The organism is Pseudomonas sp. PP3, assembly GCF_905336995.1.
In the GTDB taxonomy this organism is placed as follows: Bacteria; Pseudomonadota; Gammaproteobacteria; order Pseudomonadales; family Pseudomonadaceae; genus Aquipseudomonas; species Aquipseudomonas reinekei.
On sequence record NZ_HG995459.1, the window covers coordinates 1,226,206 to 1,247,324 of the forward strand.

The window sequence follows — 21,119 nt, forward strand, 5'->3', positions numbered from 1 at the left end:
GGAGCCGGCTTGCTGGCGATGGAATACGACGCGGTTCGTCGGGATAACCGCGCTGCCTGGATCGCCAGCAAGCCGGCTCCTACCCAGGGTTGGTGTTTGGTTCATCGGGTTTGGCCAACAGTGTGTAGACGCACGGCAGCACAAACAGGGTAAATAACGTCCCGATCGACATGCCCGTGGCAATCACCGTCCCGATGTCGAACCGGCTCACCGCACCCGCGCCGGTGGCAATGATCAACGGCACCATGCCGAACACCATCGCGGCCGTGGTCATCAACACCGGGCGCAGGCGAATGGACGCTGCTTCCTCCACGGCCTCGCGCGCGGACAGGCCTTTGTCCTTGCGCAACTGGTTGGCGAATTCGACGATCAGGATCCCGTGCTTGCTGATCAGCCCGATCAGCGTCACCAGTCCGACCTGGGTGTAGATGTTCATGCTCGACCAGCCGAGGAACAGCGGAATCAACGCACCGCAGATCGACAGGGGCACGGTCACCAGAATCACCAGCGGGTCGCGGAAGCTTTCGAATTGTGCGGCCAGCACCAGGAAAATGATCGCCAGTGCCAGGGCAAAGGTCACCCACAATGCACTGCCTTCTTGCACGTATTGCCGCGATGCGCCGGCATAGTCGATGGCGAACCCCGCTGGCGCCTCTTCGCGGGCGATCTGCCGAACGACCTCGATAGCCTCGCCCATGCTGACCAGCGGCACCCCGGACAGAATGGCCGAGTTGAGTTGCTGAAACTGGTTCAACTGCCGCGGTCGCGCGCGGTCGGTTACGGTGATCAGGGTCGACAGGGCCAGCAACTCGCCCTGGGTGTTTCTCACGTAATAGTTGTTCAGCCAGTCGGGGTTGTCCCGAAACGGTCGCTCAACCTGAGCGATGACTTTGTAGCTGCGTCCCTCGATGGTGAACCGGTTGATCTCCGCTTCACCGAGCAGGGTCGCCAGTGTTCCGCCCAGATCCTGCATCGACACACCCATCTGGGCCGCCTTTGCACGATCGATATCTACCACGACTTCCGGTTTGTCGAAGGCCAGGTCGACATCGACGAACGCGAACTTGCCGGATTCCATGGCGCGCTTTTTCACCCGGTCCATCACTTGCAGCAGCAACTCGTAGTCGTTGGCCGTGTTAATCACGAACTGGAAGGGCAGCCCCTCGCCAGTGCCCGGCAGCGAGGGCAGGTTGAAGCCAAAAATTTGCAGTCCCGGGATGCTTTCGAGTTTTGCCTGAACGTCGGGCAGGATCTGCATCTGGGTCCGGCTACGCTCGTTCCACGGTTTGAGCAGGAAGCCGCCGATACCCGATTGCACGCCATTGAAACCGTTGATCTGGAACGACGAGTAGTACTCGGGGAACGCCTTGAAGATCGAGATGAATTCGTCGGTGTAGGTGTTCAGGTAATCGAGGTTGGTTGGTTGCGGGGCGTTGGCGATCATGAAAATGATGCCCTGGTCCTCGTCCGGTGCCAGTTCCGACTTGGTGAACTTGAGCAGCACCGGGATCAGGCATAACACAATGACCGCAAACACCAGCACCACCGGCCGAGTGTTGAGCGTGCCGTGGAGCATGCGCTGGTACCGGCGCTTGAGGCTTTCGAAGATCCGGTCGAGGCGGTGGGCCAATCCGGTGGGGTTTTCATCGTGACGCAGTAAAAAGGCACACATCATCGGTGACAGGGTCAGGGCGACGACGCCGGAGATCACCACGGCACCGGCCAGGGTCAGGGCAAATTCCTTGAACAGTGCACCCGTAAGCCCCGTCAGGAAGCCGATCGGCGCATACACTGCCGCCAGGGTGATGGTCATCGAGACCACCGGCATGGCGATTTCCCGGGCGCCCTCGATGGCGGCGTCCAGCGGTGTCTTGCCTTCCTCGATGTGGCGGTGGATGTTTTCCACCACGACGATGGCGTCATCCACCACCAGGCCGATGGCCAACACCATGGCCAACAGGGTCAGCAGGTTGATCGAGTAACCCATCATTTGCATGAAGAACATCACGCCGATCATGGACAGTGGGATGGTGACCACCGGGATCACCACCGAACGCAAGGCACCGAGAAACAGGAACACCACGACGATCACGATCAGCACCGCTTCGAACAGCGTCTTCACCACTTCGTCGATCGAGGCCTGGATGAACAGGGTGGCGTCGTAGGCGATTTCTCCCTTGAGGTTCGGCGGCAGTTGGGCCTCAAGGTCCGGCATGATCTTGCGCACTTCCTTGATCACGTCCAGCGGGTTGGCTCCGGGCGTGGCCTTGATGCCGATATACACCGAGGGCGTACCGCCGAAGGAGCTGATGGTGTCGTAGTTCTCTGCGCCCATCTCGACCCGGGCGACATCACTTAGCAAAACGCGACTGTCACCCTCGACCTTGAGCGGAATCGCGGCAAAGGCTTCGGCGGACTTGAGTTCGGTGCTGGCGTTGATGCTGGTGACCACGTACTCGCCCTTCACCTCGCCGGCGGCGGAGAGGAAGTTGTACTGGCGCACGGCGTTGGTCACGTCGCTGGCAGTGAGACCGAAACCGGCGAGTTTTACCGGATCGAGCCACAGGCGCATGGCGAACACCTGGTTGCCGAGAATCTCGGCTTCGGCCATGCCGGGCAGGGTCGCGAGTTTCGGCTGGATCACCCGTGACAGGTAGTCGGTGATCTGTGGGTTGCTCAATTCCTTGCTGAAAAAACTGATGTACATCAGCGCCGAGGCGTCAGCGGCTTCCTTGCTCAGGACCGGGTCTTCGGCGTCCTGGGGCAATTGGTTCTTCACCTCGTTGGCCTTGGCCAGCAGTTCGGTGAACAGCCGGTCGCTGTTGGCGCCAATACGCGCATAGATCGAGATCACCGAAAAGTTCTGGCGACTGACCGAGGTCATGTAGTCGATACCCTCGGCGCTGGCCAGGCTTTGCTGCATCGGCTGCGTGATATAGCCCTGGATGGTTTCGGCGTTGGCCCCGGGGTACGCCGTGGTGACGGTGATCAGGGCGTTTTCCATTTGCGGGTACTGGCGCAGCGGCAACTTGCTCCAGGCCTGGAAGCCCAGCAGCACGATCAGCAGGCTGACCACGGTGGCGAGCACCGGGCGGCGGATGAACGGATCAGTAAAAGCCATTGGGGGTTCCTTGATCAGTCAGCGCGAGGCTGACTGTTCTTTTCGACCAGGGTCTTGTCGTCGCTGATGGCGATGTGGGCGCCATTGTCCAGTTTGATCTGGCCAGCCGTGACAACTGTTTCACCGTTCTGTAAGCCTTTGGTGATGATCACCATGCCTTCGCGCCGCTCGCCGGTTTCGACAAAACGGCGCTCGGCGATCAGGACCGGCTGGCCCTTGTCGTCCTTTTCCACGCTGCCGTCTTCGGCCTTTTTCTGTGTGGCGACATAGACCGAGTTGCCATAGAGCGTGTAGGTGATCGCGCTTTCCGGCACGACGATGCGTGGCTGCGGGTTCGGCAGCATGACCTGCAGGCTGGCGAACATCCCCGGCAGCAGCTTGCCATCGGGATTGGCCAGGGTGGCACGGACCTGCATGTTGCGCGTGCTGTTCTCGAGTTTCGGATTGATTGCGCTGATGGTGCCGGGAAAGGTCAGGGTCGGGTAGGCGGCGACAATGATTTCAACCGGCTGACCAAGGGCGATTTTCGGCACCGATTGCTCGGGTACGAAAAAGTCGACGTACAGACTGCTGAGGTCCTGCAGCGTGGCAATCATGGTCCCGGTGGCCAGATAGTCGCCAATGTCCACCTGACGTATGCCGATGGTGCCGCTGAAGGGCGCCACAATGCTTTTTTTGCCCAGTGCAGCCTTGAGTTGATTGACCGTCGCCTTGCTCTTTTTCAGCACCGCCGACAGTCGGTCGAACTCGCCTTTGGAAATGGCCTGGCTGCCGACGAGTTGGCTACCACGACCATAATCCAGCTGGGCCAACCCGAGGTCGGCGAGGGCGGTTTCGAGCAAAGCCGATTCCACGGCGCTGTCGAGGCGCAGGAGCGGTTGGCCGGCCTTGACCTTCTGTCCTGACTCGAACTGTAAATCGATGACGGTGCCGTCGCTCTCAAGGCTCAGGTCCACGCCTTGTAGTGCCGTGAGCGTGCCAACCGTAGGCAGGCGAACTTGCCACGGCCGTTCGGTGGCCGTGGCCACGGCGACGCTGATGGGTGGTTTCGGCGCGGAGAAACCTTGAATCATCGTGTAGACGGAGAAGGCTTTGTACCCGGCCAGGACCAGCACGATCAGCAACACAACACCCAACATGATCAGCATGCGGCGACGCAGCATATTCCAGTTCCTTGGAGAAAATCAGGTGAGACAGTGGGGCACATTACCGCGAGTGGGAGGGTGAATCCAACTCGCAATGTTTACAGGCAGGGCCCGATCCACTGTGTGCGAGCTTGCTCGCGATGGAGGTCGACGATGACACGGGGAGTCTGACACCCCGCGGTGCTCTCAGGTTTTTCGCGAGCAAGCTCGCTCCTACAAGAGGGCGAGCGTTTTCAGATCAAATGCAGATGGTTGTCCCAGAGACCCGCAGGCAGCTCCAACGGTTTGGCAACCAGATTTGTCTGGCGGCAATCGTAGTAGCGGCAGCGGCCTTGGCCCGAGGTCACGACAAACCCGTCGGCGACCGCGCCAACGCCGGCACAATCGGGAAGTGGCGCATCCAGGCGCACTTCGCCGCTGTCCAGGTCCCAGATGAAAAAGCGATTGCCCCGTGGGGCGGTCAAGGCCACCAGGCGCAGGTCACTGTGCACGGCGACACTGGCGGTGTAATGCCCCATGGCCTGCAACTGATGTTCCGGCACAGGGAACGCCACGAATGGTTGGCCCGGACGCTTGATCGCCAGCAGTTCGGATTTTTCATGCGAAGCCCCCATGAACTGCTGACCGGCAACGATGGTGCCGTCGCTGGCAATGCCGAGGTGGCGCACGCTGTTCATTTGCTGGGGAAGCGTTTCCTTGCTCAGCAGGGTGCCGTCGCGTTGCATCAGGACCAGGCTCGGCTCCATCGCGTCGAGGTTCATCTCGACACGGCTTTCCGCTTCGGTGCGAATCCCGCCGTTGGCCACCACCAGGGTTTCGCCATCGGGCATCCACGACACTTGATGCGGGCCGATGCCATGGGTGGAGATCTCGCCGCTGTGCACCAGCCGCTCGCCTTCGAACTTATACACACCCAGCAGGCCGCGACCCGGGTCGGTGGTGTCGTTTTCGGTGGCGTAAAGCCAGTCACCGCTTTGGTGAATCACCGCGTGACCGTAGAAATGCCGGTTCGGTTGCGAGGTCACCGTTTGCAGCAACGTACCGTCGCGCAGATCGATCAGGTAGCTCTCCGTGCCCGGGCGACGGGCGACAAACAGCGCGATCGCCAACGTCGGGTGGTTGATGATGTCGTGGCAGCGCTGGCCAACCTGGGTGGCAAACACCCGGGTGCCGTCCAGCCGATAACCGACGGCGTAATGCTTGCCGTCGGTATCGTCCCGCGCCGAGAGCAGCAGCGGGCTGGCGTCCTTTTGCTTGAACAGCTTCCAGCCGCCCAGCGTCACCGCACCCAGCAGCAAACTCCCTAATGTCAGAGCCTGGCGTCGCAGCATGGCACTCGCCCTCATCAGTCACCGTCGTTGGCGTTGAAGCCCAGTTGGATGCCCAGCGCCTTGGCCAGTTCGCCTTCGTGCAGGCGATGGACGACGTTGAGGCTGTCGTAGATATCGTTGAGTTGCTGGCGACCGGCGTCGTCGTTGAGCATTTCGGTCAACGAGCGTTGGTTGCTGGCGAACAGTTTCAACGAAGCGGCATAGGCGGCGTCGATCTTGTCGGCCAATGGCTTCTGATCGCTTGGCAGCAGGTTGCGCAGGCCTTTGTTGTCGACACCTTCCCAAACCGTTTTCGCCGCCGCGAGGCTTGCTTCAAGGCCGACCAGGGAAGACTGGCTGCGCCATGCATCGGCCTGGAACGGCTGCGGAACGCCCTTGCTCTGACGGCCCATCGGCGTGCCGAGCTTTTTCTTCAGGCTATCAAGCGCGGTGACTTGCACGCGCAGCAGATCGGCAATGGCTTCGTGGGAGTCGGCGTAACGCTGGTTCGGGAACTTGCTCATTTGCGCGAGCATGCCGTCGGTGTTGTTCCAGCTTTTCAGAATCTCTTCGGCCAGTTGTTTCTGACGCTCGCCGATGGCGATCAGCAGCGGGCAATACTTGGCCTTCTGTTCGGCGTTGGCCACGTCAGGCTTGCTGTCGAACAGGATGTATTCGTAGGCCGACAGGCCTTGCACCACGACGCTGGACTTGGCCAGTGCCGCCGCATCGATTTGCGGTTGTGCGGTGATCAGTTGCTCGACCTGGCGGCCGACCAGGTTTTTCTTGTCCGGCCAGAACTGCACCTGCCATGCGCGATTGCCTTCGGCCAGCGGCCCGATCAGCAGGGGTTGCAGCTCGGCCCAGGCCTTTTGTGCGTGCAGGAAGTCGGCACGGGCGGTGTCCAGTGTCTCCTTGCCTTCGCAGTAGGCCAGCGCGCTGACGGCCAGTTGGCGGTCGGCTTCTACCCAGCGGCTGTAGGTCGGCAGGATCACCGTTTTGGCGATGGCTGCCGACGTGACCGCTTGCGGGTCTTGAGGCGAACAGGCGCCCAACGCTAGCGCGGCAAGGCTGGTGAACAACAATTTGGGACGAAACATGTCGGGCTCCCGCGGGTGGAATGCGTATTAAAGGGAATTCAAAAACGCCAGCAACGCAGCGCGCTGCTCGGCATTGAAAGACAGAACCTGTTGCCGCGCGGCGGACGCTTCGCCGCCGTGCCAGAGCACGGCTTCGAGCAGATTGCGTGCGCGGCCGTCGTGCAGGAACTGGGTGTGGCCACTGACCGCTTGAGTCAAGCCGATGCCCCACAACGGCGGCGTGCGCCAGTCGCGGCCACCGGCCTGGAATTCGCTGCGGTTGTCGGCCAAGCCGTCGCCCATGTCATGCAGCAGCAGATCGCTGTACGGGCGAATCACTTGATTGGCCAGTTCAGGTTCAGCGGCGTTGGCGGCGGTGGTGTACTTCGGTGTGTGGCAGGACTGACAACCCGCCTGATAGAACAAATTCTTGCCGGCCAGCACTTCAGGCGCGCTGACGTCGCGCCGCGCCGGTACGGCGAGGTTGCGTGAGTAGAACAGCACCAGGCGCAGGATGTTGTCGCTGACTTCCGGTTCGCCGTCGGGGCCGTTGCCATTGGGCGCCTGTTTGCAGTCGGTTTGTGCGTCTGTGCAGTCATCAAACGGTCTCAGGCGGGTGGTGAGGCCCATATCGCCGGAAAACGCGTGAACATTTTGTTGATTCAGATTCGGCTGCCCGGCCTTCCAGCCAAATCGCCCGAGAACGGTTTTTTGCTGAACGTCATCCCAGACCCGGTTCGGGCGTCCGGCGATACCCTCCTTTGCTTTGGCCTGGGCCTCGGCATTGGCCAGGATCGCCTCTTCGGGAATCGCTTCGAGCAGGCCCAAACCGATCATCGGCGGCGCGACCCGTGCCGAGAAGCGGGTGTCGGGGTGCATCGGGCCGTAATTCAGTTGGGTGATGTTCAGGCTCGGCTTGCGCAGTTCGACTTCGGTGCCGTCCTTGAAACTCACCTTCACCGGTGTGTAATCGACCCGCACCTTGCCCTCGGGGGCGACGCCGGGCACGGCCATGTCCTGAAACTGCCCGCCGTAGACGGGTTCCGGTACGACGCCCAGTTGCTCGATGACCTTGGCATAAGCCGGGGCATCGGGAATCGACAGGCGCACCAGCATCGATACGGCATTGGCGTCGTCGGGCTCGGGCGGGTGGCCGCGACCGTCCTTGATGTGGCAGCCCTGGCAGGCATTGGTGTTGAACAGTGGGCCGAGGCCATCGCGGGCCGTGGTCGTCGACGGCGCGATCACCCAGGGATTGCGGAAGAAACTGTTGCCAACGCTGAAGTCCACGCGCCGTGAAGGCGGCAGGTTGGCGGAGGGCAGGGAAAATGCGTTTTGATCGGTCTTGCGCACAGTTGTGCTACCGCCGGAGCGGGCCTCACCGGGTTCGGCTTCGGTAAACCGCGGGGCGTCATCGCAGGCACTCAGGCCCAGGGCCAGAAACAGTGCGGACAAGCGAAGAGGCAGCGAGGGCATCAGACATCCTGCAAGACGAGCAAAATAAAGGCGCAAAGTCTAACAGGGCAGGGGATTTTGAATAAGAGGAATTATCGTTTACTTTGATGCGGGGCAGGGTTTTCACTGAGACCGCGGCGCCGCCATCGCTGGCAAGCCAGCTCGCACAAGAATTACCTAACCTGTGGGAGCTGGCTTGCCAGCGATGAGGCCATGAGCATCACCGCAAACGACCGATATGAAAAAAGGCGACCCGAAGGTCGCCTTGTGTTCACTCAGCCAGCGTTGATCAGAATTCGTGATCAGCGTTGTCCGGGTTCAGGTCGCTGATGCCCAGTTTGCCGGCAGCCGCTTCGATCGAACCGGTCTGCTTGACCAGCGAAGCGATGGCGTCGCGGACGATCTGGTTGCCAGCGGCGTTGCCGGCGGCGATCAACTGGTCGTAGTGCTCACCCTTGTTGGCGTGGTCAACGATGACCTGCATCTTGGCTTCGGTGGCAGCGAGGTCGGCTTTCAGCGCGGTGTCGGCAGCCGGGTCAGCTTTGGCGACCAGCGACGACAGGCTGGCGCCGGTCATTTTGGTGCCATCGACGCGGGTGTATTCGCCCAGGTACACGTTGCGAATGCCTTTGGCATCGTAGAACTGCGAATTGTGGGTGTTGTCGCTGAAGCAGTCGTGTTCGTCTTCCGGAGAGTTGGCTTCCAGGGACACCTTCATGCGCTCGCCCGCCAGTTCGCCAAGGGACAGGCTGCCCATGCCGAACAGCATTTTGCGCAGGCCGCTTTCAGCAGGTTCCGCTTCCAGGGTGGCGCGGTAGTTGTCAGCCACGTTCGGCTTCCAGTTGCCGACCATTTCCTCGAGGTCGCTGACCAGCAGTTGGGTCACGGCTTTCAGGTAAGCGCGGCGACGATCGTTGTGACCGCCAGTCGCGCCGGTACCTTCCAGGTAGTCCGAAGCCGGACGGTTGCCGGCGCCAGGGCCGGTGCCGTTCAGGTCCTGGCCCCAGAGCAGGAATTCGATGGCGTGGTAGCCGGTGGCGACGTTGGCCTCGGAACCGCCCAGCTCGTTCAGGCTGGCCAGTTTTTCCGCAGTGATGTCCTTCACGTCGATCTTGTCTTCGCCGACCTGAACCTGAGTGTTGGCGATGATGTTGGCCGTGGCACCCGGGTTACCCAGCGCGTGTTCGTAGGATTTGTCGACGTAGTCGATCAGGCCTTCGTCCAGTGGCCAGGCGTTCACCTGTCCTTCCCAGTCGTCGATGATGGTGTTGCCGAAACGGAACACTTCGCTCTGCAGGTAAGGAACACGAGCAGCGACCCAGGCAGCCTTGGCGGCTTTCAGGGTGTCGGCGTTCGGCTTGGCGAGGAAGGCGTCGATGGCGGTTTGCAGGGTCTTCGCGGTGGATTCGGCATCGCTGTAAACGGCGAAAACGATGTCGGCGTAATGCGCGACAACGGCTTTGGCGGCAGCTTCGTCGACTTTACCGGCAGCAGCAGGTGCAGCGGCTGGAGCAGCCGGGGCAGCCGGGGCAGCAGCGGTGCTGGCAGCCGGCGCAGGAGCGGCAGCTTTCTCTTTGTCTTTGCCTTCACCGCAACCGGCGAGGGAAATTGCGATGGCCAACAAACTGGCGGTAGCCAGAGGCATACGAATCATGGCGAACATCCTGCTTCGAGAGGGGGTGGTATAACGCGTCCAGCGCGCAAAACTGCCACATAATGCAAATCTTTCGCATTATCTGTAAAGGGTTGCGCTTGGAAATATTTCTTATTCACTGAGGGGGGGCGCTTCACCCTGCAGGAGCGAGCCTGCTCCTGCAGGGATTACATAATGGCGGCGTTACTGCGCTGGGCCTGCTTCAGGTAGGCACCCAGTTCCCGTGCCGGCAGCGGTTTGCTGTAGTGGTAACCCTGACCTTCATGGCAGCCTTCGGAAATGATGTAAGCCTCTTGCTCGGCGGTTTCCACGCCTTCGGCAATCACCTGCATGCCCAGGCTTTTGCCGAGCTGGATGATGGCGCGAACGATGGTCGCGTCGTCATCGTCATCGAGCAGGTCCTGGACGAAGCTCTTGTCGATCTTGATCTTGTCCAGCGGCAGGCTTTTCAGATAGCTCAGCGATGAGTAGCCGGTACCGAAGTCGTCGATGGCGATCAGTGCACCGGAGCGGCGCAGGCTGAGCAAATGCTGGGCGGCGGTGCTGATGTCTTCCATCAGGCCGGTTTCGGTGACTTCCAGCTCCAGGCTGCGCGGTGGCAGGCGATACATTTGCAGCAAATTGTTCACCACCCTTGGCAACTCGGCGTGGTGCAACTGCACGGTGGACAGGTTGACGGCCATGCGCAGGTCGCTGAAACCCTGATCGTGCCAGTCACGCAGCTGCTTGCAGGCCTGGTCCAGCACCCATTCGCCGATAGCGATGATGGTGCCGTTTTGCTCGGCTAGCGGAATGAACAGGTCGGGTGGAACCAGCCCGTGTTCCGGGTGCTGCCAGCGAATCAGCGCTTCGACGCCCACCACGCGATGATCCCGGTAGCTGATTTGCGGTTGGTAGACCAGGTAGAACTGTTCGCGGGCCAAGGCATCGCGCAGGTCTTTTTCCAGCTCGCGACGGCGACGCATCTCGGTGTCGACGCTGGCGATATAGAACTGATAGCGATTGCGCGAGCGGGTCTTGGCCAGGGTCATGGTCTGCTCGGCTTTTTGCAGCAGCTTCTCGGTGCTGTCGCCGTCCTCGGGGAACAGCGTGATGCCGATGGTGGCGCGTAGGCGAATCTCCTGATGATCGAGGGCAAACGCCGCCTCCAGGTCATCGAGAATGCTTTGCGCCAGCTCGGCAGCTTCGTAGGGTTGTTCGATATCGGCCTGCACCAGGGCGAACTGGTCGCCACCAAGGCGAGCGAGGGCGCCGAGGCGTCCGCTGTGCGCCCGCAGGCGGTCGGCCAGGGCCAGCAACAACTGGTCGCCGGTCTGGTAGCTGAATTGTTCGTTGATGCCTTTGAAGTCATCCAGCCCGACACACAGCACTGCGACCCGTCGCTGCAGCTTGCCCGCGTCGACGAGGATCTTGTCCAGTTGCGTTTGCAACTGCTGGCGGTTCGGCAGGCCGGTGAGGAAGTCGTATTGGGCCATGCGCAGCAAGCTGTTTTCCGCTTCATGGCGCAGGTGGGTGTTGCGCTCGATGGACTCCAGCAACTGATTGGCGGTGTTGATCCACATCCCCAATTCGTTTTTCTCGTGGCCCTTGAGCTGCGGAATCTTGTGTTCGCTGGGGCGATCGGGATTGATTTCGGTCAGGTGCTCGATGATCCGCGACAGAGGTTTGGTCAGCAGCCAGTGATAAACCAGGTACAGCACCAGCCCCAGCGCCAGGGCGCGCAATACGCCGGAAATGAAAATGATCACCGAGCTGACGATAAAGCCCTGGCCATAAGTGGCCGTGTCGAGGGTGATGCTCAGGTCACCGTAGTACTCGCTATAAGGACCACGACCGACCAGTTGGGTGGTGAAGGTGCGTTCCTTGCCGAGGATCAGGTCGGTCAGCCAGCGGCTGTTGGAATGCTGCAGTTCGCGGGATTTTTGCGCGAGCATGGCTTCGTTGGGATGACCGATGGACGCCTGGCGTACAGCATCGTCCTGAAACAGGCCTTCGATGACCTGCATGCCCATCTCCCGGTCCAGGCTGTAGACGGCCTGGGTCGAAGGGTCGCGGAACATGTCGAGGATGCGTTCGGCATCACTGGCAACGGCCTGGCGGGTCTTATAGGCATCGAACACGATCTGCGCGCAGCTCAAGACCACACCGACGATCAATGCCGACAGGAGCACGACCCGGAGCAACTTCACCGACAAGCTGTTCTTGAGTTCCAGCTTCAAAGGGTTATTCCTTGTTCCGTGCGGGTAGCATCAAGTTGCCATGAGTATTGGCAATCCCGTGATGGCAGTCAAAGGGACAATCATCCGTGTGGGATTTTGCCTGCAGCTTGGCCGATATGCTGTGCCTGGATTATTTATCCGATGGGTACTGTGTCGGTTGTCGGGTCCTTCAACTTGAGGGGATATGGGGATTTTTTCCTTTTGTTTGATGTTAGACGGCTGTAGCTCTGGGGCAAGGCGTTGGGGCTGGTTTCATCTGGGGCATTAGCTGATGTTGTCAGTGTGCCTGCCCATTTTTGGCCGACACCTCGCCCGACCACCGACTCACCCATAAAAAAACCCGGCATAAGCCGGGTTTTTTTGTCTGGCATCGAGCTTAAGCGGTGAAGGTTTTGCCTTCGAACTGCTCAGCCACGAATTTCCAGTTGACCAGGTTCCAGAACGCTTCGACATACTTAGGACGAACGTTGCGGTAGTCGATGTAGTAAGCGTGTTCCCAAACGTCGCAGGTCAGCAGCGGGGTGTCGCCGCTGGTCAGCGGGTTGCCGGCGCCGATGGTGCTGGCCAGGGCCAGGGAGCCGTCAGCTTTTTTCACCAGCCAGCCCCAACCGGAACCGAAGGTGCCGATGGACGTCTTGCTGAACTCTTCCTTGAACTTGTCGAACGAACCGAACGCTGCGTTGATGGCTTCAGCCAGGGCGCCGGTTGGTTGGCCGCCGGCGTTTGGCGCCAGGCAGTTCCAGTAGAACGTGTGGTTCCACACTTGAGCGGCGTTGTTGAAGATACCGCCCGAAGAAGTCTTGACGATTTCTTCCAGAGTCTTGCCTTCGAACTCGGTGCCTGGCACCAGGTTGTTCAGGTTCACGACGTAGGTGTTGTGGTGCTTGTCGTGGTGATATTCCAGAGTTTCCTTGGAAATGTGCGGCTGCAGGGCATCGTGTGCGTACGGCAGTGGCGGCAATTCGAAAGCCATGGTGAATCTCCTAATCAGGTCAGGTGCGGTGAGCGCAAGGCCGATCACGGGCGGCCAGACAAGCGCCGGGGAGTTTGTACTCTTTGCGGCGCAGGTGTCGGATCATAGCACCGGGGGTGCGGCATAACCACGCAACAACTGTGTGGAATAGAGGTTCCAGAGCAGTTTGGAATAAATCAGCCGGCCATGATCAGTTGCAGCGCTACCGCGAACATCATCACCGCCACCAACAGATCCAGGATTCGCCAGGTGCTCGGTCTTGCCAGCCACGGAGCGAGCCACGCGGCACCCAGTGCCAATGTGAAAAACCACAGCAATGAAGCATTCGCCGCGCCCACCACATAGGCGCCGGGCTCGGTCTGTTGCGCGCCAAGGGAGCCGATCAGCAAGACGGTGTCCAGATAAACGTGCGGGTTGAGCAACGTGACCGCCAGGGCGCTGAGCATTACCGCGCGCAGCGAGCGCACGGTCTGGTTTTCGCCTTGTTGCAGGCTCTGCTTCGAAAAGGCCCGACGCAGCGCCTGACTGCCGTACCACAACAAAAACGCCGCGCCGCCCCAACGGGCTATCGCCAGCAGTGTCGGGTTCTGCGCCAGTACCGTCGCCAGTCCGAAAACCCCGGCCGCGACCAGTAACGCGTCGCAGGCCACACAGAGTGCAGCGACCGGCAAGTGATGTTCCCGGCGCAGGCTTTGCGCCAGGACAAACGCATTCTGCGTACCGATCGCCATGATCAGCCCGAAGGCCACCAACAAACCATTCATATAGCTTTGCCACATATCGATTACTCCCCGCTGGCAGCCAGATCCCGCAGCACTTGCATGGCGCGGTCGGCGTCGGCCTGGCCGACGAACAAGTGGTCGTGGTAATAACCGGCGATGACGTTGCAACTGATGCCGGCCTTGCCCAACGCGGTGGCAAACGCGGCCGTCAGGCCGACGGCTTCGAGGGCCGAGTGCACGTTCAGGGTGATCCAGGCCGCGACATAGTCGAAGCTGAAACCGGCCTGCTCGGCGTGGGAACGTTCGAGAATGACGGTCAGACCTTCCTGTTCACGGAAGCTGCCGATGATCTCCAGTCCTGTAGGCAATTGCCCGTGGCGCAAGGTGCAGAACACGTAGTCGCCGGCGTTGAGTTGCGGGCTCATGCTGCGCAGCAGGGTTGCCAATGAAGTTTCGCCAGCCATGTGAGGGTTCCTGTTAGAGAGTTCTTGCTGGTCATTCTCGGGCTTGACGCTGTATAAGAAAAACCAATATTGCTGATTGCTCATTAGGAGAACTGATGTTCGACTACAAATTGCTTTCCGCTTTGGCAGCGGTGGTCGAGCAGGCCGGTTTTGAACGGGCTGCGCAGGTCCTGGGTTTGTCGCAATCGGCCATTTCCCAGCGCATCAAACTGCTCGAGGCTCGAGTCGGCCAACCGGTGCTGGTTCGGGCCACGCCGCCGTCCCCGACCGAGATCGGTCGGCGCTTGCTCAACCATGTGCAACAGGTGCGTCTGCTTGAGCGGGATTTGCAAAGCCTGGTGCCGGCGCTGGACGAAGAAGGTTTGCCGGAGCGTTTGCGCATTGCCCTCAATGCCGACAGTCTGGCCACCTGGTGGGCGCAGGCAGTGGGGGATTTTTGCGCGCAACAACACGTGTTGCTGGACCTGATCGTCGAAGACCAGACCGTCGGCCTCAAGCGCATGCGTGCCGGTGAAGTGGCGGGTTGTCTGTGTGCCAGCGAGCGGCCGGTGGCCGGCGCGCGCAGTGTTTTGCTGGGGGCGATGCGTTACCGCGCCCTGGCCAGCCCTGCGTTCATTGCCCGGCATTTCCCGCAGGGGGTACGTGCCGATCAGTTGGCTCGCACCCCGGCCCTGGTATTTGGTCCTGATGACTTCCTGCAGCACCGGTATCTGGCGTCCCTCGGCGTCGATGGCGGATTCGAACACCATTTATGCCCGTCGTCTGAAGGTTTTCTCCGCCTGACCGAAGCCGGGCTCGGTTGGGGGCTGGTGCCGGAACTGCAGGTCCGCGAACAGCTCGCGCGTGGCATTTTGCTCGAGCTGTTGCCAGATAAGCCGATCGATGTGCCGCTGTACTGGCATCATTGGCGTAATGGCGGTCAGTTGTTGGGATTGCTGACTGATCAGTTGGTGCTGGCATCGAAGCGATGGTTGGTGCCCTTGGAGCAGCCGTAAGCGTCAAGCTGCAAGCCGCCAGTAAAAGGCTTGCGGACCGTTTTTAACTTGCAGCTCGCAGCTTGAAGCTCGCAACTGCATTTGCTGGAGCAATACATGAAGATTCTGGTTACCGGCGCAAGCGGCTTCATTGGCGGGCGCTTTGCGCGTTTCGCTCTGGAGCAGGGCCTGGACGTGCGGGTCAACGGTCGCCGGGCCGAAGGTGTGGAGCATCTGGTGCGCCGTGGCGCCGAGTTCATCCAGGGTGATTTGAGCGACCCGGAACTGACCCGGGAGTTGTGCTCCGACGTTGAAGCCGTGGTCCATTGCGCCGGCGCCGTCGGTGTATGGGGACGCTATCAGGACTTTCACCAAGGCAATGTCCAGGTCACCGAGAATGTGGTCGAAGCCTGCCTGAAACAACGAGTGCGACGTCTGGTGCATTTGTCGTCACCGTCGATCTACTTTGATGGCCGTGATCACCTGGGCCTGACCGAAGAACAGGTGCCCAAGCGCTTCAAGCATCCTTATGCCGCCACCAAATACCTGGCTGAACAAAAGGTTTTCGGCGCTCAGGAATTCGGCCTCGAAACCGTGGCCCTGCGCCCGCGTTTCGTGACCGGTGCCGGGGACATGAGCATCTTCCCGCGCCTGCTGAAAATGCAACGCAAGGGACGTCTGGCGATTATTGGCAATGGTCTCAACGTGGCCGACTTCACCAGCGTGCAGAACCTCAACGAAGCGTTGCTCAGCAGTTTGCTGGCCGGGGGCTCGGCCTTGGGCAAGGTCTATAACATCAGTAATGGTGCGCCGGTACCATTGTGGGACGTGGTCAATTACGTCATGCGCAAAATGGAAGTCCCACAGGTTACGCGCTACCGTTCCTACGGCTTGGCCTACAGCGTGGCGGCCCTGAACGAAGGCGTGTGCAAGTTGTGGCCCGGCCGTCCCGAGCCGACCCTGTCGCGCCTGGGCATGCAAGTGATGAAGAAAAATTTCACCCTGGACATCAGTCGCGCACGGCATTATCTGGATTACGACCCGAAGGTCAGTCTGTGGACGGCCCTCGATGAGTTCTGCGGCTGGTGGAAGGCCCAGGACATTCGCTGAAAAGCTGCGCACTGAACCCGGTCCCGGGTTGAGGGTCAATCGGTGCGGCGACGGGGGTTATACTCGCCGCATCAAGCCATCACCGCGTTTCACAAAGGTTGACTCAATGTCCATGCGTAACGATGCCAACGACGACTTCGATGATGTACCGAGCCTGCGTGCTGACGTCCTCGACGACGATTTTCCGCCGACCACTCGCACCGCCGTGCATTCGCGCACGCCGCCGGTGGTCAAGGTCAAGTCGGCGAGCACCGGCCCGTTGTGGGCACTGGTGGGCGCCTTGTTCTTTGCCTTCGCGGGCCTGGCCTGGTGGAGCTTTCAGCAGATTTCGCTGATGGAACAGCAATTGGTGGCGACCCAGGAAAGTTTCGCGCGAATCAGTGAGGAAGCGGCGGGGCGCCTGCAGGACATTTCCGGCAAGGTGGTCGCCAGCCAGACCAACGTCACCAGCGACAGCGAAGCCTTGAAGCTGCAAATCAAACAGCTGGAAAGCAAGCTGCAGGATCAGAGCAAACAGCAACAAGGCGTGGTCGGCCAGACATCTGAACTGGATAAACGTCTGGCGCAGATGACCGCGCAAACCACGGATCTGGACAAGCGCCTGGCGCAGGTCACCACTCAAAGCACTGAGCATCAAACCGTCAACACGCAGTTGCAGGCTCAGGTCAAAGTCTTGATTGGCGACGTGGCCGCGCTGAAGAGTGCTCCGCCAGACACGGAAAAATTCGACGCCCAGCTGAAAAGCCTTGGCGCCGACATCGTGGCGTTGAAGAAACAAGGCAACCCCAGCGCCGCCATCGAGCGCCTGGAGCAGGATATCGTCGTGCTCAAAAGCGAGCAGGATAATCGCCCCGCGGCGGCTCAAGGCTCGACCAATACCGCAGAGTTCGATGCTTTCCGCAGTCAGGTCACCCGCAACATCAACACCCTGCAAGCGCAGATCCAGAACCTGCAACAGCAATTGCGCGCGCGGCAGTAAGCGCTGATTCATTCCCTGACCGGCGGGGAATGATTTCCTTACACACTGCGATCCGCTGAATATTCGTACATGCCCCATTGCCGTCTACGCTCTTGAAACATCAACAAGAACGAGGGACGCGCAATGGGGTTTGTGCAAAGGTTCGCTGTGCTCTGCTTCATGCTTGTGCTGGGCCTCACCCAGGCGCAAGCGGCCGGAACGGAAAAGGACGACAGCAAGGCCGCCATCGCCTTGCTGGAAAAAGCCTTGGCCTATTACCACGACAATGGTGACAAGGCCTTTGCGGCCTTCAGCCGTCAGGGCGAATTCGTTGATAAAGACCGCTATGTCTTCGTCGTCGACACCAAGGGCGTGATGCTCGCCAGCGGTGGGCCGTCTTCGGCCTTGATTGGCCGTGATGTTTCGGAAACCCTCGGGCCGCAATTGCAGAAAGCGTTCAAGGACGCGCTCAAGGTGCCGGAAGGCAATGGCATTCAACAGGCGGAATATCGCTGGCAGAACTGGTCCGACGGCAAGGTCGAGCGCAAGCACGTGTACTACCAGCGTGTCGGCGAGCGGATTCTCGCGGTGGGTTACTACTTGCCACGGGCGTCAGCCGAGCAGGCCATGGCCTTGCTGAACAAAGCGGCGACCGACCTGACCAAGGACGAGAAGGGCACGCTGACGGCGATCAATTCCCTCAAGGGCGGTTATCTGCAGGATGACCTGTATGTGTTTGTCGTCGATCTGGATACCAAGCGGTATGTCGCCCACGGCACTAACCTGCGCTTGATCAACACCGATTTCAGCAAGGTCAACGACCCGGAAGGCAAACCGGTGGGCGAGCCGATCCTGGCGCTGATCGCTAAACAGGATTATGGCGAATACGAGTATCGCTGGAAGAATCCGGTGACCAGCAAAATTGAGGACAAGCATGCCTATCTGAAAAAGGTTGGGCATTTTCTGGTGGCGGTGGGGTATTACAGCCCCTGAATCTTTTTGACTGTTGAACCGCTATCGCGAGCAAGCTCGCTCCTGCACTGGATCTCCAACGGGTGAAGATTTTGTGTACACCAGAGATCATTGTGAGAGCGAGCCTGCTCGCGATTGAAGGCGCCCCGGCCTCCTTAACGAACCTTGTCTTCCCGCCCACGCAACAACATGTTCGGCATGGCAATCGCCGCCGCCAGCCCCAGCAGCGACACCGCCGCGCTGACCATCAGCAAATGGCGGAAGGTCAGCAGCAGTTCTGCGCGCAAGGCGTCCTTTGCATCTCCCGGTGCAGCGTTCAACCCATCCAGCAGTACGTTGCCGGAATGACCTTCGGCAATCAGCGTCGAGCCAGCCAGGTGCGCGAAGCTTGAATCCTGCAGCAACGCCAGCAGCAGTGCTGACATCAATGCCACGCCCACGGCCCCCCCCAACGAGCGAAACAGGTTAGTGGTGCTGGTCGCCACGCCGATGTCCCGTTGTTCCACCGAGTTTTGCGTGCCCACCAGCGAGGTCGGGAACTGCATGCCCGAGGCGATCCCGCTCAGCAGCATGAACAGGCTGCTCAGGACAAACGCCTGGGGCGGACTGAATGCCATGCCCAGGATCGAGATCGGCATCAACACGGCACCGGTGAGAATCATCGGTTTGTAGCGCCCGGTCACCGACGTCAGGCGCCCGGCGAAATACGCACCAATCGGCAAGCCCATGGCCAGTGGCAGCAAGTGCAGCGCGGCACTGTCGGCCCCTGCGCCAGTGACGCTCTGAAAGCGCAGCGGCATCAGCACGATCAACGAGATTGCCTGGAAACTGGTGAAGAAAATCGTGCACCAGCACAGGAGCGCATTGCGATTGACGAACAGGTGCATGGGCAGCAACGGCTCTCGCGTCCGTCGCTCATGCATCACAAACAACCCCAGTACTGCCACCGCGCAAGCAAGCAACGCCAAGACTTCAGCGCTACGCCACGAATGACCCTGGCCGACCTGGGTGATGCCCAGCAACAACGCCGTCAGACCGATGATCATCAACAGGGTGCCGAGGTAGTCGATGATGGGTTTGCGTTGCGGAATAGGCAGGCCGACCAGTGTGCGATTGGCCACCAGCCAGGCGCCGAGGCCCAAAGGCAGATTGATCAGGAACACCCAGCGCCAGGACAGGTATTCGGTCATGTAACCGCCGAGCACGGGGCCGGCGACGCTGGCCACCGCGTACATGCTGCTGAAGTAACCCTGGTAGCGACCGCGTTCGCGCGGCGGCACGATGTCGCCGATGATCGCCTGGCTTACCGAGATCATGCCGCCGGCGCCGATGCCCTGGACAATTCGCGCCAGCACCAGTTGCTCCATGCTCTGGGCCATGCCGCAGAACAACGATGCCAGGGTGAACAGGCCCATGCCGAACAGCATCAGTTTGCGCCGCCCGTATAGATCTCCGAGTTTGCCGTAGATCGGCACCGCCACGGTCATCGCCACCATGTAGCCGGAAATCACCCAGGCCAGCAGGCTGACATCCTTGAATTGCGCGGAAATGGCCGGCATCGACACGGCAACGATGGTCTGGTCCAGCGCACCGAGGAAAATCGCCAGCATCAGCGCGATCAGCACGCTGCGGATGGCCGGTTTGGGCGTTTCAGGCTGGTGAAGATTGGTCACGGGAAAACCTGCGGGCAGTGTTTGACCCGCAGAGGCATGGCGAGCGGGTAAGTGCTCGCCAGTGTAAAACGGTAGCAGGCTATTCGATAGCCTCGTACGGAAGACCGACATAGTTTTCTGCGATGGTTTTGCGACCGGCCTCTGAATCGACAAAGTAGTCCAGCTCCGACTCGGCGATGCGCTGGCTAAAGGCATCGTGATCGTCGAAACGGTGCAGCATCGAGGTCATCCACCAGGAAAACCGTTCGGCTTTCCACACCCTGCGCAGGCAGATCTCCGAGTATTTTTCCAGCAAATCGAGGCGGTCTTCGCGGTACACCTTGAGCAGGATGTTGAACAGCGTACTGACGTCGCTGGCCGCCAGGTTCAGCCCCTTGGCGCCGGTGGGCGGGACGATGTGTGCGGCATCGCCGACCAGAAACATCCGGCCGTACTGCATCGGTTCGACCACAAAGCTGCGCAGCGGCGCGATGCTTTTTTCGATGGACGGTCCGGTTACCAGCTTCTGCGCCAGCGCCTCTGGCAGTCGGGATTTGAGTTCATCCCAGAAGCGTTGATCGGACCAGTTTTCGACCTTTTCGTCAGCCGGCACCTGCACGTAATAGCGGGTGCGGGTTTCTGAACGCATGCTGCACAGGGCAAAACCCCGTTCATGGCGGGCATAGACCAATTCTTCGTGGACGGGTGGGGTGTCAGCCAGTATTCCCAACCAGCCAAACGGATAAACCCGTTCGAAGATTTTCAGGCAATCGGCGGGAATCGATTGTCGGGCGACGCCATGGAAACCATCGCACCCGGCGATGTAATCGCAATCGAGACGATACTGCTCGCCATCCTTTTCGAAGGTCACGAACGGTTCATCGGTTTTCATGCCGTAGGGAACGACGTGACTCGCCTCGTAGATTGTCTGCGCACCGGCGACCTGACGAGCGGCCATCAGGTCGCGGGTGACCTCGGTCTGACCGTAGATCATCACGGTGTTCCCGCCAGTAAGGCCTTGCAGGTCAATGTGTACCTGACGCCCGTCGAGGGCCAGTTCGAAGCCGCCATGGATCAACCCTTCGGCATCCATGCGCTGGCTTACGCCGGCCTGGCGCAACAGCTCTACCATGCCTTGTTCGAGGACACCGGCGCGGATGCGACTGAGTACATAATCCGGGGTCTGGCGTTCGAGGATAAGGGTGTCGATCCCGGCGTTGTGCAGCAACTGGCCGAGCAGCAGGCCGGAAGGGCCAGCACCGATAATGGCAACTTGGGTTTTCAGCGTTTTCATTGTTTTTATAACTCGCA

At 60.3% G+C, this 21,119-nt stretch carries 16 protein-coding genes and 1 pseudogene; 5 read left to right on the forward strand and 12 right to left on the reverse strand.

Going from position 1 to position 21,119, the window contains the following annotated elements; all coding sequences use genetic code 11:
• Positions 1 to 79 precede the first annotated feature (79 nt).
• On the reverse strand, positions 80 to 3,121 hold the full coding sequence (locus KHO07_RS05690; protein WP_212626666.1) for a multidrug efflux RND transporter permease subunit: 3,042 nt from the start codon (positions 3,119 to 3,121) through the stop codon (positions 80 to 82).
• 14 nt (positions 3,122 to 3,135) lie between these two features.
• Entirely contained in the window at positions 3,136 to 4,284 is a 1,149-nt protein-coding gene (locus KHO07_RS05695; protein ID WP_150733761.1) for an efflux RND transporter periplasmic adaptor subunit, read from the reverse strand.
• A gap of 113 nt (positions 4,285 to 4,397) precedes the next feature.
• On the opposite strand from KHO07_RS05695, the pseudogene KHO07_RS29085 reads away from it, so the two are divergent.
• Positions 4,398 to 4,484, forward strand: a pseudogene (locus tag KHO07_RS29085) (outer membrane lipoprotein carrier protein LolA); the annotation flags it as partial.
• Between the two features lie 15 nt (positions 4,485 to 4,499).
• Here the strand turns inward: KHO07_RS29085 and KHO07_RS05700 are convergent.
• The 8 genes from KHO07_RS05700 to KHO07_RS05735 form a co-directional block, all read right to left on the reverse strand.
• A complete protein-coding gene (locus KHO07_RS05700) occupies positions 4,500 to 5,597 on the reverse strand; it encodes a DUF1513 domain-containing protein (RefSeq protein ID WP_212626667.1) in 1,098 nt (365 codons plus the stop codon).
• Positions 5,598 to 5,611: 14 nt separating this feature from the next.
• Positions 5,612 to 6,676: an imelysin family protein gene (locus tag KHO07_RS05705; RefSeq protein ID WP_212626668.1), complete on the reverse strand. Its 1,065-nt coding sequence runs from the start codon at positions 6,674 to 6,676 to the stop codon at positions 5,612 to 5,614.
• A 27-nt stretch (positions 6,677 to 6,703) separates the two neighbouring features.
• On the reverse strand, positions 6,704 to 8,131 hold the full coding sequence (locus KHO07_RS05710; protein ID WP_212626669.1) for a di-heme oxidoredictase family protein: 1,428 nt from the start codon (positions 8,129 to 8,131) through the stop codon (positions 6,704 to 6,706).
• Between the two features lie 268 nt (positions 8,132 to 8,399).
• A complete protein-coding gene (locus KHO07_RS05715; protein ID WP_212626670.1) occupies positions 8,400 to 9,764 on the reverse strand; it encodes an imelysin family protein in 1,365 nt (454 codons plus the stop codon).
• A gap of 167 nt (positions 9,765 to 9,931) precedes the next feature.
• On the reverse strand, positions 9,932 to 11,983 hold the full coding sequence (locus KHO07_RS05720; RefSeq protein ID WP_212626671.1) for a GGDEF domain-containing phosphodiesterase: 2,052 nt from the start codon (positions 11,981 to 11,983) through the stop codon (positions 9,932 to 9,934).
• Positions 11,984 to 12,359: 376 nt separating this feature from the next.
• The gene (locus KHO07_RS05725) at positions 12,360 to 12,956 is read right to left on the reverse strand and encodes a Fe-Mn family superoxide dismutase (protein ID WP_007918933.1); all 597 of its coding nucleotides are present in this window, start codon (positions 12,954 to 12,956) and stop codon (positions 12,360 to 12,362) included.
• A 176-nt stretch (positions 12,957 to 13,132) separates the two neighbouring features.
• Positions 13,133 to 13,735 carry a LysE/ArgO family amino acid transporter gene (locus KHO07_RS05730; RefSeq protein ID WP_212626672.1) on the reverse strand — a complete coding sequence of 201 codons (603 nt, stop codon included), beginning with the start codon at positions 13,733 to 13,735 and terminating at the stop codon, positions 13,133 to 13,135.
• Between the two features lie 5 nt (positions 13,736 to 13,740).
• Complete coding sequence (locus tag KHO07_RS05735; RefSeq protein WP_150733753.1) at positions 13,741 to 14,142, reverse strand: ACT domain-containing protein; 402 nt, start codon at positions 14,140 to 14,142, stop codon at positions 13,741 to 13,743.
• A 95-nt stretch (positions 14,143 to 14,237) separates the two neighbouring features.
• On the opposite strand from KHO07_RS05735, the gene KHO07_RS05740 reads away from it, so the two are divergent.
• From KHO07_RS05740 to KHO07_RS05755, 4 genes are all read left to right on the forward strand, one after another.
• On the forward strand, positions 14,238 to 15,137 hold the full coding sequence (locus tag KHO07_RS05740; RefSeq protein ID WP_212626673.1) for a LysR family transcriptional regulator ArgP: 900 nt from the start codon (positions 14,238 to 14,240) through the stop codon (positions 15,135 to 15,137).
• Between the two features lie 96 nt (positions 15,138 to 15,233).
• Positions 15,234 to 16,226, forward strand: a complete 993-nt coding sequence (locus KHO07_RS05745) for an NAD(P)-dependent oxidoreductase (RefSeq protein WP_212626674.1) — start codon at positions 15,234 to 15,236, stop codon at positions 16,224 to 16,226.
• A 106-nt stretch (positions 16,227 to 16,332) separates the two neighbouring features.
• Positions 16,333 to 17,205, forward strand: coding sequence for an ATPase (locus tag KHO07_RS05750; RefSeq protein ID WP_150733750.1), 873 nt, complete (start codon positions 16,333 to 16,335; stop codon positions 17,203 to 17,205).
• A 123-nt stretch (positions 17,206 to 17,328) separates the two neighbouring features.
• Positions 17,329 to 18,177 carry a cache domain-containing protein gene (locus KHO07_RS05755; protein ID WP_150733749.1) on the forward strand — a complete coding sequence of 283 codons (849 nt, stop codon included), beginning with the start codon at positions 17,329 to 17,331 and terminating at the stop codon, positions 18,175 to 18,177.
• A gap of 134 nt (positions 18,178 to 18,311) precedes the next feature.
• On the opposite strand, the gene KHO07_RS05760 is transcribed toward KHO07_RS05755, so the two are convergent.
• Entirely contained in the window at positions 18,312 to 19,829 is a 1,518-nt protein-coding gene (locus KHO07_RS05760) for an MDR family MFS transporter (protein ID WP_212626675.1), read from the reverse strand.
• A 79-nt stretch (positions 19,830 to 19,908) separates the two neighbouring features.
• On the reverse strand, positions 19,909 to 21,102 hold the full coding sequence (gene pobA / locus KHO07_RS05765; RefSeq protein WP_212626676.1) for a 4-hydroxybenzoate 3-monooxygenase: 1,194 nt from the start codon (positions 21,100 to 21,102) through the stop codon (positions 19,909 to 19,911).
• Between the last annotated feature and the right edge of the window lie 17 nt (positions 21,103 to 21,119).